The organism is Allorhizobium sp. NPDC080224 (genome assembly GCF_050281005.1).
In the GTDB taxonomy this organism is placed as follows: Bacteria; Pseudomonadota; Alphaproteobacteria; order Rhizobiales; family Rhizobiaceae; genus Allorhizobium.
The window spans coordinates 1,883,840-1,898,922 of record NZ_JBNNWJ010000001.1; the positions used below are offsets into that span (position 1 = coordinate 1,883,840).

The 15,083-nt window shown below is 61.6% G+C and carries 14 protein-coding genes and 2 tRNA genes; 7 read left to right on the forward strand and 9 right to left on the reverse strand.

The genetic code is table 11. The annotated features are described in order from the left end of the window. Positions 1–3 precede the first annotated feature (3 nt). The 6 genes from ACQKP1_RS09455 to ACQKP1_RS09480 form a co-directional block, all read right to left on the reverse strand. The gene (locus ACQKP1_RS09455; RefSeq protein ID WP_427275044.1) at positions 4–1,218 is read right to left on the reverse strand and encodes an MFS transporter; all 1,215 of its coding nucleotides are present in this window, start codon (positions 1,216–1,218) and stop codon (positions 4–6) included. Between the two features lie 155 nt (positions 1,219–1,373). Continuing rightward, positions 1,374–2,798: a Si-specific NAD(P)(+) transhydrogenase gene (gene sthA, locus ACQKP1_RS09460; RefSeq protein WP_427275045.1), complete on the reverse strand. Its 1,425-nt coding sequence runs from the start codon at positions 2,796–2,798 to the stop codon at positions 1,374–1,376. 138 nt (positions 2,799–2,936) lie between these two features. Beyond that, a complete protein-coding gene (radC, locus tag ACQKP1_RS09465) occupies positions 2,937–3,803 on the reverse strand; it encodes a RadC family protein (protein WP_427275046.1) in 867 nt (288 codons plus the stop codon). A gap of 114 nt (positions 3,804–3,917) precedes the next feature. Beyond that, positions 3,918–4,742, reverse strand: a complete 825-nt coding sequence (gene map, locus ACQKP1_RS09470) for a type I methionyl aminopeptidase (RefSeq protein WP_203015823.1) — start codon at positions 4,740–4,742, stop codon at positions 3,918–3,920. Between the two features lie 41 nt (positions 4,743–4,783). Further along, positions 4,784–5,503: a DNA/RNA nuclease SfsA gene (gene sfsA, locus ACQKP1_RS09475; protein WP_427275047.1), complete on the reverse strand. Its 720-nt coding sequence runs from the start codon at positions 5,501–5,503 to the stop codon at positions 4,784–4,786. 18 nt (positions 5,504–5,521) lie between these two features. Continuing rightward, a complete protein-coding gene (locus ACQKP1_RS09480) occupies positions 5,522–5,905 on the reverse strand; it encodes a winged helix-turn-helix transcriptional regulator (RefSeq protein ID WP_203015826.1) in 384 nt (127 codons plus the stop codon). A gap of 77 nt (positions 5,906–5,982) precedes the next feature. On the opposite strand from ACQKP1_RS09480, the gene ACQKP1_RS09485 reads away from it, so the two are divergent. Both ACQKP1_RS09485 and ACQKP1_RS09490 read left to right on the forward strand, forming a co-directional pair. After that, positions 5,983–6,312, forward strand: a complete 330-nt coding sequence (locus tag ACQKP1_RS09485) for a nuclear transport factor 2 family protein (RefSeq protein WP_427275048.1) — start codon at positions 5,983–5,985, stop codon at positions 6,310–6,312. 2 nt (positions 6,313–6,314) lie between these two features. Beyond that, positions 6,315–7,106, forward strand: coding sequence for an SDR family oxidoreductase (locus tag ACQKP1_RS09490; protein WP_427276430.1), 792 nt, complete (start codon positions 6,315–6,317; stop codon positions 7,104–7,106). 39 nt (positions 7,107–7,145) lie between these two features. On the opposite strand, the gene ACQKP1_RS09495 is transcribed toward ACQKP1_RS09490, so the two are convergent. Further along, a complete protein-coding gene (locus ACQKP1_RS09495; RefSeq protein WP_427275049.1) occupies positions 7,146–8,978 on the reverse strand; it encodes a PHA/PHB synthase family protein in 1,833 nt (610 codons plus the stop codon). 160 nt (positions 8,979–9,138) lie between these two features. Between ACQKP1_RS09495 and ACQKP1_RS09500 the strand changes: the two genes are divergently transcribed. The 5 genes from ACQKP1_RS09500 (at position 9,139) to recJ (ending at position 14,711) form a co-directional block, all read left to right on the forward strand. Next, positions 9,139–9,549 carry an SHOCT domain-containing protein gene (locus ACQKP1_RS09500; protein ID WP_427275050.1) on the forward strand — a complete coding sequence of 137 codons (411 nt, stop codon included), beginning with the start codon at positions 9,139–9,141 and terminating at the stop codon, positions 9,547–9,549. A gap of 230 nt (positions 9,550–9,779) precedes the next feature. Next, positions 9,780–10,997 carry an LL-diaminopimelate aminotransferase gene (locus ACQKP1_RS09505; RefSeq protein WP_006728496.1) on the forward strand — a complete coding sequence of 406 codons (1,218 nt, stop codon included), beginning with the start codon at positions 9,780–9,782 and terminating at the stop codon, positions 10,995–10,997. Positions 10,998–11,068: 71 nt separating this feature from the next. Then, positions 11,069–12,388 carry a homoserine dehydrogenase gene (locus tag ACQKP1_RS09510; protein WP_427275051.1) on the forward strand — a complete coding sequence of 440 codons (1,320 nt, stop codon included), beginning with the start codon at positions 11,069–11,071 and terminating at the stop codon, positions 12,386–12,388. A gap of 169 nt (positions 12,389–12,557) precedes the next feature. Further along, positions 12,558–12,767 (forward strand): hypothetical protein, encoded by a 210-nt coding sequence (locus ACQKP1_RS09515; protein WP_427275052.1) that lies wholly within the window; start codon positions 12,558–12,560, stop codon positions 12,765–12,767. Positions 12,768–12,905: 138 nt separating this feature from the next. Beyond that, positions 12,906–14,711: a single-stranded-DNA-specific exonuclease RecJ gene (recJ, locus tag ACQKP1_RS09520; RefSeq protein WP_427275053.1), complete on the forward strand. Its 1,806-nt coding sequence runs from the start codon at positions 12,906–12,908 to the stop codon at positions 14,709–14,711. A gap of 36 nt (positions 14,712–14,747) precedes the next feature. Here recJ and ACQKP1_RS09525 read toward each other — a convergent pair. Continuing rightward, positions 14,748–14,822 (reverse strand) — tRNA-Glu (locus tag ACQKP1_RS09525). A gap of 170 nt (positions 14,823–14,992) precedes the next feature. Continuing rightward, a tRNA-Glu gene (locus ACQKP1_RS09530) sits at positions 14,993–15,067 on the reverse strand. Positions 15,068–15,083 lie beyond the last annotated feature (16 nt).

Genomic DNA, 15,083 nt, shown 5'->3' on the forward strand with positions numbered 1-15,083 from the left:
GGATCAGCTTTCAGAACTGGCACGCGCCACGCGTCGTTCCACTGACAAGAGACCGATCACGCCGAATACGGCCAGCACCAGTCCGAGCCACGCCGATCCGGAATAGCCAAGGTAATGCGAGCCGACCGCGAAGGCTGCCGCATTGATTCCATTGCCGAGGAAGGAATTGATCGGCAGGAAAGCCGTACCGAGGCCTGGGCGTCCGGGGAAAAGATCCTGGAAATAGCTGAGCGGCAGCGCCAGAAGTGCTGCAGCAAAGGCTGCACCAGGCAGCGCCAGCGCATATATGTGCCACGGTGCCGAAGCGAAGCTGAGGGCTGCCATATAGCCGCCGTAGCCAAGCGCCGCCGTCACGATCATGCCGACGATGCCGTGGCGCTTGAGCAGATGCGCCCAGATCAGCATGAAGGGGATTTCGATAAGTGCCGTCATGCCGGCGATCAGTCCGACATCGGCAGTCTTGCCGCCAAGCTGCAGCGTGAGGATCAGAGGCCAGACTGTGCCGCTAAGCCGCAAGGTCGAGGTAATCGCCGCGATCGAAACCATGCGGATCAGCACGTCGCGAGCGCCGAGTTCCTTGAGCGCGGCAAGAAAGCCAGGCGCCGACGTGTCACGGGCCGGCCGGCTCGGCGGAGCCTTGAGGATGAACGTCGCGCAGATAAGAATGAACAGGCAAAACAACGAGGCGAGCCCCCAGGCACCGAGCATGTTGCCGGACGCCCCAAGCGCCAGCCCAAGTCCCGCTGGCGTCACTACCCAGGCCGCAGAGACGATGGCGCGCAAGGTGCCGTTGATCGAGGCTGCATCCGCCGGTTCGATATCGCCGGTTTCCAGCCGCGCGCTGGCAAAGAGCAGGGAACTGGTGGCGTAGAAGAAGGGCACCACCAGCGAGGTTGCGCCAAGAAAGACCGGCACCGAGGGAAAGATGTAGATGGCGCCGTAACCGATGACGCCGAGCGCCGACATTGCCATCAGCATATAGCGACGGTCACCTAAGAGGTCCGAGAGTATGCCGAGCGACACGCTGATCACGACGGCGGTAACCGACGAAACCAATACAAGCAGCGAGAAGGCCTGATCGCTCATTCCCAGCGTGCCGATCGCGGTCACCGAAAGATACGGGATTGTTGCCCCGAAGGCCGAGCCCTGGGCGAAGATCATCAAGGACAAGACAAGCAATTGCGGACGGCCGGCAATCTGGCCGAAGGATGAAAACATCAGAAAATCTCTGCTGCAGCCGCAGCGAAAAATCGGCGAGGAGCCGGAAGGTTTAAAGAGAACCATCCTGACATGAGTCGCGCCCCGGCGTCAGCCGTTCTGATGCCAGCTGCAAGTCTGCCTTCCGCACATGGCTGCTTATCGCTGGCTAGGTCCTATTCCGCCGCCCGCCGCTCGATCTTCTCGATTTTCAGCTCGCCCATCCGGTTCCAAGCGTCGAGCCCGGCGATCTTGTAGGCTTCGGCGAGCGTCGGATAGTTGAAGGTGTTCTCGACGAAATATTCGACCGTGCCTTTGAGGTTCAGCACCGCCTGGCCGATATGCACGAGTTCGGTCGCACCTTCTCCGACGATGTGCACGCCGAGAAGACGGCGGGTCTTCAGCGAGAAGATCATCTTCAGCATGCCGCTGTCGAGACCCATGATATGGCCGCGTGAGGTCTCGCGGAAATGCGCGATCCCGGTCTCATAGGGAATGCCGCGCTGAATGACTTCTTCTTCTGTGAGGCCACAGGTCGAGATTTCCGGCACCGCATAAATGCCATAGGGGAAGAATTGCGGCGGATCATGAGACGGGGCGCCGACGGCATGGCGGGCGGCGATTCGGCCCTGTTCCATCGAGGTAGACGCAAGCGACGGGAAGCCGACGACATCGCCGGCGGCATAGATGTTCGGAACCGAGGTCTGGAATGTCTCAGGGTTAACCTTCAATCGACCGCGATTGTCGGCTTCGAGCCCAGCGGCTTCCAGGTTCAGCGAATCGACTGCGCCAACGCGACCGGCAGCGAAAAGGACCATTTCGGCGGTCAGAACACGACCGTTTTTGAGAGTGACGCGGCACTTGCCGTCGACCTTCTCTACGCCCTCGACTGTCTGGCCAAAGATCAGCTTCATGTTCCGGTCGCGCAGCTGGTAGGTGAAGTCCTCGACAATTTCCTTGTCGATGAAGTCGAGCATCGTGTCGCGTGGCTCGACCACGGTGACTGCGGTATCGAGCGCCGAGAAGATGGTGGCATATTCGATGCCGATAACGCCTGCGCCGATGACGATCATCGAGCGTGGCAACTCCTTGATCTCGAGAATTTCGTCGCTGTCGATAATGCTTACGCCGTCGAAGGGGATATGCGAGGGCTTGAACGGCCGGGTGCCGACGGCGAGCAGGACCGAGGCGGCCTGCACCTGCAGCACTTCGCCATCTTCCTTCGTCACCTCGATCGTATGCGCGTCGATGAATCGCGCCGTGCCGCGCATCTGCTGCACGCGGTTGCGGGAGAACTGATGCTCGAGCACCTCGACCTCGTGGTCGAGCGTGATGAGCAGACGGCGACGCAGGTCGTCCGCGTTGATTTCCTGCTTCACGCGGTAGCTACGGCCGTAGAAGCCGCGCTCGCGCCAACCGGTGAGATTGAGAGCCGTCTCACGCAAAGTCTTCGAGGGAATCGTGCCGGTATGAACCGAGACGCCGCCGACCCGCGTGCCCTTCTCGATGACGAGAACCTTCTTTTCCAGCTTCGCGGCCTGGATCGCCGCTCGGCGTCCGGCTGGTCCGCTGCCAATCACGACGAAGTCATACTGGTTCATGAGGTGCCTCTGTTTGCCTGCCGCCATGCTGCAGCGCACATTATCCGGAAGCAGTATGACAGGGCAACGTCACCGTTTCGTTATCACCATCCCAAACGTGACAGTTCCCGCCACCCAAGATGTGGGGAACCGGGCTGCTCAAAGCAGCCGCAGACCCTTGAGGCTCGCATGGCCATCCTTGCCGATGATGATGTGATCGTGAACGGTGATGCCGAGCGGCTTGGCTGTTTCGACGATGGTGCGGGTCATGTCGATGTCGGCACGTGACGGTGTCGGGTCGCCACTCGGATGGTTGTGAACCAGGATGATGGCGGTCGCCGACAGTTCGAGCGCCCGTTTGACCACCTCGCGCGGATAGACCGGCGTGTGATCGACGGTGCCGCGGCCCTGGATCTCGTCTGCGATCAGGACGTTGCGCTTGTCAAGAAAAAGGATGCGGAATTGCTCCGTGGTCTCATAGGCCATTGCCGCATGGCAATAGTCGATGACGGACGACCAGGACGAAAGCACCTGCTTCTCGCGAAGTTCACTCTTCAGCATGCGCTGGGCGACATTCGCAATCAGCTTCAGGTCGAGGGCCACTGTCTCGCCGACGCCCTTCACCTCCTGCAGGAGCGCCGGGGGCGCGCCGAGCACGCCGGCGAGCGTCTGAAAACGGGCAAGCAGTGCTTTCGCGATCGGCTTTGTGTCACGGCGTGGGATCAGCCGGAAGAGCAAAAGTTCGAGGATCTCGTAATCGGCGAGTGCCGTCTCGCCTCCTTCGCGATATCGGCTGCGTAGTCGCTCCCTGTGCCCCAGATAATGGGCCTCCGGCTGCAGTGCGGCGCGCGTCGACGCGGCCTTTGCAAGCGTGTTTTCTCTTGCTGGCTGCTCTGCGAAGAAGCTGCGCTCGTCGACTGCATCATGCGGCAGCTGTCGACCGGAGCCGAAGAGGTCGTTGACCTGTTGCGCGGCTGCGCCTTCAGGGCGCAGGGATTCACCTGAGAACGGAAGCTTGCTCGTCATGCCACCCAATCCTGACCCTCATGGTCGAGCGGCCGATACGCCGCGAGGATATAGTGACACGACTGCCGCCGTGCGCAAGTTCAAGTTGCGGCGGGTCGTATCGACGCGCGTCCGTCAGCCGAGGCCTGGACGGTCGAGGCCGGCAGGCGACAGCGTGAAGATCTCGCAGCCATTGGCGGTCACGCCGACCGTATGCTCGTATTGCGCCGTCAGCGACCGGTCTCGGGTGACGGCGGTCCAGCCATCGGAGAGCACCTTCACATGCGGCTTGCCGAGATTGATCATCGGCTCGATGGTGAAGATCATGCCTTCGCGCAGTTCCGGACCCTCGTTCGCCTTGCCGTAATGCAAGATGTTCGGGCTGTCGTGGAAGAGGCGTCCGACGCCGTGACCGCAGAAGTCGCGTACCACCGAACAGCGTTCAGCCTCGGCATAGGTCTGGATCGCTTCGCCGATGGCACCCGTGCGAGCGCCGGGGCGCACGGCGGCGATGCCGCGCATCAGGCACTCATAGGTGACTTCCATCAGCCGCTCGGCGGCCCGTTTGATCTGGCCGACTGGATACATTCGGCTCGAATCGCCGTGCCAGCCGTCGAGCAGGTAGGTCACGTCGATATTGACGATATCGCCGTCGCGCAGCGGCTTGTCGTCCGGCATGCCGTGACAAACGACATGGTTGATCGAGGTGCAAACCGAATACTTGTAGCCACGATAGTTGAGTGTTGCGGGCAGGGCGCCGTGATCAGCGCCGAACTCGAAGACAAACTTGTCGATGGCAGCCGTCGTCACGCCGGGCTTCACCATCGGCACGAGCGCGTCGAGGCAGCGTGCGGTCAACTGGCAGGCGCGGCGCATGCCTTCAAAGTCCTCGGCGCCGTAAAGACGGATCGCGCCGGTATTCTTGAGCGGCGCCGTCGCCGCGTCGATATAGGTGACCATGGGGTACCTCTAGGAAATTCTAATCTAGGAGCTTTGCCCGTTCATAAAGCACGCAGACCGTCTTCGTCTATCGGGATGAGGCTTTCGGGCACGATTTTGAAGGGATCGAGGCGGCAGCGTACCGCATAGGCTTCGACACCGCGGGAGATGGCGCGGGTAAAGGCGCGGCCATAACCGTGGTCGAGATCGGCGCAGATCCTCAGGCGGTCGCAATCCGCGCGCTGGATGACGAAAAGCATCGCCGCTCGCCGGCCGGTCTCGACCAGGTCGCCCATTTCGTCGAGATGCTTGGCACCGCGTGTCGTGACACTGTCGGGAAACTCCGCGAGACCCGCCGCTCGGATGAAATGCACGTTCTTCACCTCGACATGCACGCTGCCCTTCGTCTCATCTTCGAGCAGGATATCGATGCGCGAGTTGCGGCCGTAACGCTGCTCGCGCTTCAGGGAGGAAAAGCCTGAAAGTTCCGGTACAAGTCCGGCCAGGATCGCTTCCTCCGCGATGCGGTTCGGCATGGCGGTGTTGACCCCGACCACAATCCCGTCTGCCTCGACAAGTTCGAGGGAGTGAGCATATTTGCGCGTCGCGGCTTCGTGCTGCGAAAGCCAGATCCGTGATCCGGGTTCGGTGAGCCCACGCATCGAGCCCGTGTTCGGGCAGAACCCTGTGATTTCAGTGCCATCTTCCAGAAGCGCATCGAACAGGAAGCGCTTGTAGCGGCGCACGAGCCGGGCAGGGATGAGGGGCGGGGAGAAGATCATGACTGTTTTCGCAGAGGCTCAGGGAGCCTGATCGGCGTCGGGCTTGTTGATGGCCCATGTCAGCAGCGCATCCAGGGCGGGGCAGAGCGCCTGTCCCCACTCCGTCAGGCAATACTCGACCTTGGGCGGCACCTGATGATGAACGATGCGCCGGACTATCCCGTCGCTTTCCATCTGGCGCAACTGCTGGATCAACATTTTCTGCGAGATCCCCGGGATGGCGCGTTCGAGCTCAGAAAAGCGCAGAACGGCACCCCCGAACAGATGAAACAGGATCACCAGCTTCCAGCGACCTTCGAGGATTCGCAGCACGTTTTCCACGCCTTGAGCCCCGTCGGCGGGCGTCAGGAAGGCATCCTTACTTTTTAGTGGGTACCTTACTTTTTTGTCGGTTCTTGTCATTTTTGAAGCGTATCGCCATCTTCGTTTTCGAGCAAGCGCGCCGCTCTTTCGCAACTGAGAACGAAAGATCTGATCCCATGTCGAACACCGTGACCGGGCCTCTCGAGGCCTATTTTGAAGGCCGAAATGCGCGCGACCTCGCACGAGCACTTTCCGGATTTTCCGAGACTGCCGTGGTCCACGACGAAAGCCGCATACATCGCGGTCGGGCCGAAATCGGCGCCTGGATGCAGGACACGATCAACGCCTATGACGACCGCTCCAGGCTTCTGAGCATTGAAAGCGAAGGCGACGACCTTCTTGCGACGGCGGAAGTCTCGGGCAATTTCCCTGGCAGTCCGATCAGCCTGCGATGCCGTTTTCAAATGACGGACGGCCTGATTTCGAGCCTGGAGATTGCGCCATGAGCATGCAATTCAGGGTCGATCCGTCGGAATTCGCCAATAAACGTGTCGTCGTCACCGGCGGCACGATGGGGGCAGGCGAAGCAATCGTGAAGCGCTTCGTTCGGGGAGGGGCGTGGGTCGCAACAGCCGCCCGAAACCTGCCGGAAGCACCGGTGACGGGTGTGACGTTCGTCAAGGCGGATCTGTCGACGGAGGACGGTGTCGCCCGGTTGGCGAAGCATGCGCTGTCTGAACTCGGCGGAATAGACATTCTCGTCCACTGCCTCGGCGGCTCATCCACCCCCGGCGGCGGCTTCAGAGCGGCGACGGAAGAGTTCTGGCAGCACGAGTTGTCGCTCAATCTTCTGGCGGCCGTTCGCCTCGATCGCCTGCTGGTGCCTCAAATGCTTGAGCGCAGACAGGGTGTCGTCATTCATGTGGCCTCGATTCAGCATCGATTGCCGCTGCATGATTCAACAACCCCATACGCGGCGGCGAAGGCGGCACTCGCAAGCTACAGCAAGTCGCTGTCGAAGGAGGTTGGGCCATCCGGTGTGCGCGTTAACACTGTCTCGCCGGGCTGGATCCGCACGTCTGCGGCCGATCGCATGGTGCAACGCCTGGCCGAAAGCGGCGGGATCGGTGAGGATCAGGCGCGCCAGGGCATCATGGATGCGCTCGGCGGCATTCCCTTAGGCAGGCCAGCCTGGCCAGAGGAGGTTGCCGAACTCGTGGCGTTTCTCTCGTCCGAACGCGCGGCATCGATTCACGGTGCGGACTATGTGATCGATGGCGGCACGGTACCGACACTGTGAAGCGCTGGAGCGGGTGGAGCCTTCAGGGCTCCATCGGCTTCACACTCGCGCCAAGACGTAACGTCCGGGCGCATCGCCGATCGCATTCAGCGCATCGCCACCCGGCTTGCGCGCCGGGACGCGTTCGTCGGCTAGCTTTTCGATCCAGACCTGCCAGTGAGGCCACCAGGAACCGGATGTCTCCTTGGCATTCGCCATCCAGTCTTCGTAGGTTCCCGCAACCTTGCCATTGGTCCAATACTGGTACTTCTGCTTATCGGGCGGATTGACGACGCCGGCGATGTGTCCGGAGCCGGAGACGACATAGTCGACCGGACCACCGAACAGGCTGCTTCCCACGAAGACTGACTTCGCAGGCGCGATATGGTCTTCCTTGGTTGCCAGATTGTAGATCGGGATTTTCACGTCCTTCAGCGACAGCCGCTTGCCGGCAAGCTCCATCTTGCCCTGGCTCAGCGTGTTGTTGAGGTAGCAATTGCGCAGATAGAAGGAGTGGTTCGCCGCCGCCATCCGGGTCGAATCGGAGTTCCAGTAGAGGAGGTCGAAGGGCATCGGATCCTGGCCCTTCAGGTAGTTGTTGACGAAATAGGGCCAGATCAGCTCGGACGCGCGCAGCATGTTGAAAGCCGCGGCCATCTTCGAGCCGTCGAGATAACCCGTCTCCAGCATGCGCTGTTCAAGGTTGGCAAGTTGCCCTTCGTCGACGAAGACCTTGAGGTCTCCTGCATAGGTAAAGTCGACCTGGGTGGTGAACAGCGTGGCACTGGCGATCCGCTTGTTCTTCTCCTGGGCGTGAAGAGCCAGAGCCGCCGCAAGCAGCGTGCCACCGACGCAGTAGCCGATGGCGTTGACTTCCTTTTCTCCTGTCGCCTTCTCCACCGTGTCCAGCGCAAAATCGACGCCCTCGCGGATATAGGCTTCCCAGTCCTTAGCCGCGTGCCGCTCGTCCGGATTGACCCAGGAGATCACGAAGACCGTGTGGCCCTGGTCGACGCACCACTTGATGAAGCTTTTCTGCGGGTTGAGATCGAGGATGTAGAACTTGTTGATCCACGGCGGGCAGATGAGCAGAGGGCGCTTCAAGACCGTCTCGGTCGTCGCCTCGTACTGGATGACCTCGCAGACATCGCTCTGGGCGATCACCTTGCCCGGCGTGATCGCCATGTTCTCGCCGACGGCGAACTTGCTTGTGTCGGTCTGGCGGATGCGCAGGTCACCGCCTCCGGCCGCGATGTCTTCGGCGAGCATTTGCATGCCCTTGACCAGATTCGCACCGCTGCTCTGCACGGTCTCGCGGTAGAGCTGCGGATTGGTGGCGACGAAATTGGCGGGGGAGAGTGCGGCCGTGATCTGCCGCATGTAGAAATTCGCCTTGTGCCGCGTGTGCTCATCGAGCCCGCCGGCATCATTGACCATCTTCTCCGCCCACTGCGACAGCACGAGATAGGTCTGGCGCAGGAAATCAAAGAAGGGATTGCGCTCCCAGTCTTCGTCGGAGAAACGCTTGTCCTTGGGCAGGGGATCGGCGAACGCCTGGTCCGGTGTCGCGAATCGCGCCAGCGACCGGCTCCAGACGCCGAAGACGGCATTGAGCAGATGGGTCTGCGCTTCGAGCGTCCGCTTCGGGTCGGACATCCAGTATTCCGCCACCTTGCCCATGGTCTTGACCATTTCGGCAACCGGCTCGGCCATGGGATCGGCGATCTCCCCGGTTTCCCGGGGCTTGAGCCAGAGGGAGGCGGCCTTGCCGAGATTTTCCAGCGCCTTGGCCGCGTTGACGGTCAGAGCCTGCGGATCCTTGATGATATAGGGTTCGATCAGCTTCGGATCGAACGCGGCGTTCGCTTCGGCCTCTTCGCGCGTCCTGTCCATGCCGTCCTCCCCAGGATTGTTCTGGCGTCTTTTGTGTTTGCCTATCCTGCATGAAAACGACTACAAGTTCCAGCGATTGGCGCATAGTCTTTCGATGAGGATCGACGGTTGCGCCCTTGAGGAATGTCAGTTTTCCGCGTAAGCGCGGGCGGTCGGGGCCATGGTGCACAAGAAGTTCAATCTCTCGGGTCATTCTCTGCAGGCGCTCGTGGTCGCCTTGGTCGCACTGATGGCAGGCACCGCGTGCCAGTCTTCTGCAACGGCCACGACGCAAGTCGCAGCCGCACCAACGGCACTCGAAGTTACCGTCGAGGATCCTGACAATCCGGAAGCGCCCCAGGCCCGGGCGACCTATCCAGACGGTTACCCGAATTTTGCCGGCTCGCTGAACGCTGCGAATGTCCAGTTGAGCAATGACGAGGCGACCGCGCTGCAGGCACAGTTGACCTCGCTGGGTGCGGCCCGCCAATCCGGCAGCATCAGCGAAGCCGCCTACCAGGCGAGACTGGCTGAACTGCGCAAGCTCGCAGCACAGCACGGCCCCGAAACGCAGGCTCTGATCGCCAATTAAGGCTTGCGCTGGCGGCGTTTTTTTCGCAAAGCAACCGAGGCGTTTTTGACATAAAATTTCGTCGGCGATTCAGGCCCTGCGTCGGATTTGCGACAAAATTTCCTGCGAGCGCTTTGATTGGGATATCATCACGCGCATTCGGTTTTGCGGTTCGTTGCGGAGCGTGTGGTCACTGGGACAACGAGCGCGCCTGCCGCGGTTTCTGATCCGCGCGGTTTCAGGGGTTGAAGATGGAAGAGTTTCACAAAGTCCGGCGCCTGCCGCCCTACGTTTTCGAACAGGTCAACCGTTTGAAGGCGAGCGCGCGAGCCGGTGGGGCCGACATCATCGATCTCGGCATGGGCAATCCCGATCTTCCGACCCCGCAGGCGATTGTCGACAAGCTGTGCGAAGTCGTCCAGGACCCGCGCACCCATCGTTACTCCTCCTCCAAGGGCATTCCGGGCCTGCGCCGCGCCCAGGCGGCCTATTACGCCCGTCGCTTCAATGTGAAGCTCAATCCCGATACGCAGGTCGTGGCGACGCTCGGCTCGAAAGAAGGCTTCGCCAATATGGCGCAGGCGATCACCGCGCCTGGCGACGTCATCCTTTGCCCGAACCCGACCTATCCGATCCACGCCTTCGGCTTCCTGATGACCGGCGGCGTGATCCGTTCGATCTCGATCGAGCCCGACGAGACCTTCTTCCCGCCGCTCGAGCGCGCCGTGAAGCACTCGATCCCGAAGCCGCTGGCGCTGATCATCAACTATCCATCCAACCCGACGGCACGCGTGGCGAGCCTCGACTTCTACAAGGACGTCATCGCATTCGCGAAGAAGCACGATATCATCGTGCTGTCCGATCTTGCCTATTCGGAAATCTATTTCGACGGCAATCCGCCGCCATCCGTTCTCGAAGTGCCGGGCGCGATGGACTGCACCGTCGAGTTCACCTCGATGTCGAAGACCTTCTCCATGCCCGGCTGGCGCATGGGCTTTGCCGTCGGCAACGAACGCCTGATCTCGGCGCTGACCCGCGTGAAGTCCTATCTCGATTACGGCGCGTTTACGCCGATCCAGGTTGCCGCGACCCACGCGCTGAACGGTGACGGCTCCGACATCGCGGAAGTCCGCAGTGTCTACAAGCGTCGCCGCGACGTCATGGTCGAGAGCTTCGGCAAGGCCGGCTTCGAAGTGCCGCCGCCGGCCGCCACGATGTTCGCCTGGGCGAAGATCCCGGAGAAGTTCCGTCATCTCGGCTCGCTGGAGTTCTCCAAGCTGCTGGTGGAGAAGGCAGACGTCGCCGTGGCACCGGGCATCGGTTTCGGTGAAATGGGCGATGAATATGTCCGCCTTGCGCTCGTCGAGAACGAACACCGCATCCGTCAGGCCGCTCGCAACATCAAGAAGTTCCTGTCGTCAGCCGATGACACGCTTCACAACGTGATTTCGCTCAACGCCCACCGTTGAGCCCACGTTGATACCCAGGCGGTCCCGTCAGGACCGCCTCATTTTATTTTCGATGACGTCAGGAATGCCTCATGGCGAATGCCCTTAAAATCGGCGTGGCGGGTCTCGGCACCGTGGGTGCCTCGCTTGTCCGTATCCTCCAGACCCGCGCCAATGCGCTTGCCGTTGCCTGCGGTCGCCCGATTGCCGTGACGGCCGTCTCTGCCCGTGACTCTTCGAAGGATCGCGGCATTCAGATGGACGGAATTGCCTGGTATGCCGATCCGGTTGAGATGGCGAAGGAAGCCGATATCGAGGTCTTCGTTGAACTCGTTGGTGGCTCCGAAGGGGCAGCCGAGGATTCGGTCCGTGCAGCGCTTGTACGCGGTTTGCATGTGGTGACGGCCAACAAGGCGCTCCTGTCGCGCCATGGTGTTGAACTCGCCAAACTCGCCGAGGAGAAGGGCCGCCTCCTGAACTACGAAGCGGCGGTCGCCGGCGGGATCCCGGTCATCAAGACACTGCGCGAATCGCTCACCGGCAACAATTTCTCCCGCATCTATGGGATCATGAATGGCACCTGCAATTACATCCTGACCCGGATGGAACGCGAGGGCCTGTCCTTCGCCGATTGCCTGAAAGAGGCCCAGCGCCTCGGTTATGCCGAAGCCGATCCGAGCTTCGACATCGAAGGCAACGACACGGCCCACAAGCTGTCGATCCTGACGACGCTTGCCTTCGGCTGCGAAATCTCGGCTGACAAGATCTATCTCGAAGGCATCACGAACATCTCGATCGAGGATATCCATGCGGCGGCCGACCTCGGCTATCGCATCAAGCTCCTCGGCGTCGCCCAGAAAACCGAAAGCGGCATCGAGCAGCGCGTCCACCCGACCATGGTGCCGCTCGATAGTGTGATTGCCCAGGTCGACGGCGTCACCAATGCGGTGGCGCTCGAATCCGACATTCTCGGCGAACTGCTGATGGTCGGCCCCGGCGCTGGCGGCAATGCCACGGCCTCTGCCGTGCTCGGTGACATCACCGATATCGCCAAGAGCCGCCCCGGTGCCCAGGAAGTGCCGGTGCTCGGTCGTCCGGCCCACCTGCTCGAACCCTATCGCCAGGCCGAGATGCAGAGCCATGAGGGCGGCTACTTCATCCGCCTCACCGTTCAGGACCGCACCGGCGTCTTCGCCAGCATCGCGACGAAGATGGCCGAGAACGCCATTTCGCTCGAATCGATCGTCCAGCATTCCAAGCAGCCGGTGACGCCGGATCGGCCCCAGACGATCATCCTCGTCACCCACGCGACGATGGAAAGCGCGGTCCGCAAGGCCGTGGGCGCGATCAAGGGCGAGGGTTACCTGATCGGCGAGCCGCAGGTGATTCGAATCGAGCGCCCGAAAACCTGAGCTCAATTGCTGCCGGCCGAGGGCCAGCCACGGCCTCCGGACGGTTCAGCACGGTCTGAAACCCCATTAATCTGATGATTTCGGCGCTGCCGAGACTTCCTCTCTCGCCAAAAGTCTAATGCGGGCGTAGTCTCCGCCCACGATCGGGGTCTTGGGGAGGAGTTCGTCGATGGCACTAGGCGAGGGGAGTGCGCGCTGGGACGGCGTGGGCAATGGCCCGCTGCCACCAGACCGCAACGATGAAACTGCCATATATCAGAGCCAGGTTGAGCACGAAGGTTTGGGGGCCGGGCAGACGAATTCCGGCTGGGGTCCGCTCCTTGCCTTTGCGGCAGTGATGGCGCTTCCCTTCGCGCTGGTTGCCTGGTTGATGTCTTGATCCGGCTGAGACCGGATTGAATGAGGCCTCCTGCCTCTGGTGATTTTTTGCGATCGGTATAGAACGGGAAGGGGCGGTTCCGCCGCCTAAGGCCCTGTAGCGCAGCCACACCTTGGCCGCGCCCCGTAAAGAGCAAGAATGTCGACCGAACCGGTAGATCCCGTCATCCGCGCCTTTCTCGGCGTTGAACAGTCAGCAAGTGGCCAGCGCTGGATGTCGCGCACGGACCAGGCAGGCCAGAACAAGGCGCTGGCCATCAGCCAACTCCACGGCATTCCCGAGCTCGTAGCCCGCGTTCTCGCAGGGCGCGGCGTGGGCGTGGACGAGGCCCCGGCCTTCCTTGATCCGACGATCCGCAACCTGATGCCGGATCCGTCGAAACTCACCGATTGCGATGCCGCCGCTCACCGGATCGTCGAGGCGATCGACCGCCAGGAGCGTGTTGCGATCTTCGGTGACTACGATGTGGACGGCGCCGCGTCCTCGGCATTGATGGCTCGCTTCCTGCATCATTTCGGCATCGAGGCCGAGATCTATATTCCCGACCGCATCTTCGAGGGGTACGGCCCGAATGCTGCTGCCATCGATCAGCTGATCGAACGGGGCGCCAATCTTCTCATCACCGTGGACTGTGGCTCGACCAGCGTCGACGCTTTGGGGGCGGCGGAGCGGCGCGGCGTCGATGTCGTCGTCATCGATCACCACCAGATGGGCCACGAGATGCCGGTCTGCCACGCCCTGGTCAATCCGAACCGGGAAGACGATCTGTCGGGGCAGGGGCATCTCTGCGCGGCAGGCGTTGTCTTCATGGTTCTCGTTGCGACGCTGCGGGTTCTGAGAGAGGCAGGGCATCCGCATGCACGCTCGCTCGACCTGCTCGCCTGGCTGGATCTCGTGGCGCTGGCGACCGTTTGCGATGTCGTGCCGCTCAAGGGCCTGAACCGCGCCTATGTGACGAAGGGGCTGATCGCAGCTCGCCACCAGAACAATGCTGGCCTTGCCGCCCTGCTGCGGGTAGCCGGCATCGGTGGTCCCGTGACGCCCTATCACTTCGGCTTCCTGCTTGGCCCCCGAATCAATGCCGGTGGCCGAATCGGCGATGCAGCACTTGGCAGTCGTCTGCTGACGCTGGACGATGCAAGTGAGGCGGATCAGATCGCCGCCAAGCTCGACGAGTTGAACCGCGAGCGCCAGGCGATGGAGGCGGTGATGCTGGCCGAGGCCGAAGCCGAGGCCATGGCGGAATACGGCACGGGCGAGAAAGCTTCTGTTATCGTGACCGCCAAGGAGCACTGGCATCCGGGCATCGTCGGACTGCTGGCGGCCCGGCTGAAGGAGAAGTTCAAGCGCCCTGCCTTTGCGATCGCCTTCGATCCGCTCGGCAAGGGTACCGGCTCTGGCCGCTCCATCAATGGCTTCGACATGGGCCGCATGGTGCGCGCAGCCGTTGACGAGGGCCTTCTGGTCAAAGGTGGCGGTCATGCCATGGCAGCGGGCCTGACGGTCGATCGTGCCAATCTCGGCCGGCTGCGCAGCTTCTTCGAGGAGCAGGCATCTTCGCAGGTCCTGGCGCTTGCGGCCAATCAGACGCTGAAGATCGATGGCGCAATCGGCGCATCAGGCGCGACGCTTGCACTGGTCGATCAGCTGGAAGCCGCCGGTCCCTATGGCTCCGGTCATCCGCAGCCGATCTTCGCCGTACCATTGCATCGCCTGAGGGACGCCCGTCCTGTCGGCACCACCCATATCAAGATCACGCTCGAAGGCATGGATGGCAGTCGACTGGAGGGAATCGCATTTCGCGCGGCCGAAACCGATCTCGGCCATTTCCTGATGAACAACCGTGGCAACCAGGTGCATGTCGCGGGCACGTTGAGTGCTGACCATTGGCAGGGCAACAGGCGGGTGCAGTTCCGAGTCATGGACGCCGCCAAGGCGCCCTGAACGGCTGAAAGTCTCTTCATGTCGGGGAGAACGAAGTGGCACGCCCTAGGGGAGTCGAACCCCTCTTCCCAGAATGAAAATCTGGTGTCCTAACCGATAGACGAAGGGCGCGTGCGCTTCGGTGGCGCCCTTATGGCCGGAACTTGGCCGAAGCGCAAGTGCTCTTTGAGCCCGTGTGACGATTTTATCCACAGGCTTGGCGAGGGACGGTAACGTAAGGACAAACAAGCACTTGAGCCTTGCTGGTCCACAGGTTCCGCAATGTCGGGGAGAGATCGAAGTGGCACGCCCTAGGGGAGTCGAACCCCTCTTCCCAGAATGAAAATCTGGTGTCCTAACCGATAGACGAAGGGCGCGTGCGCTTCGGTGGCG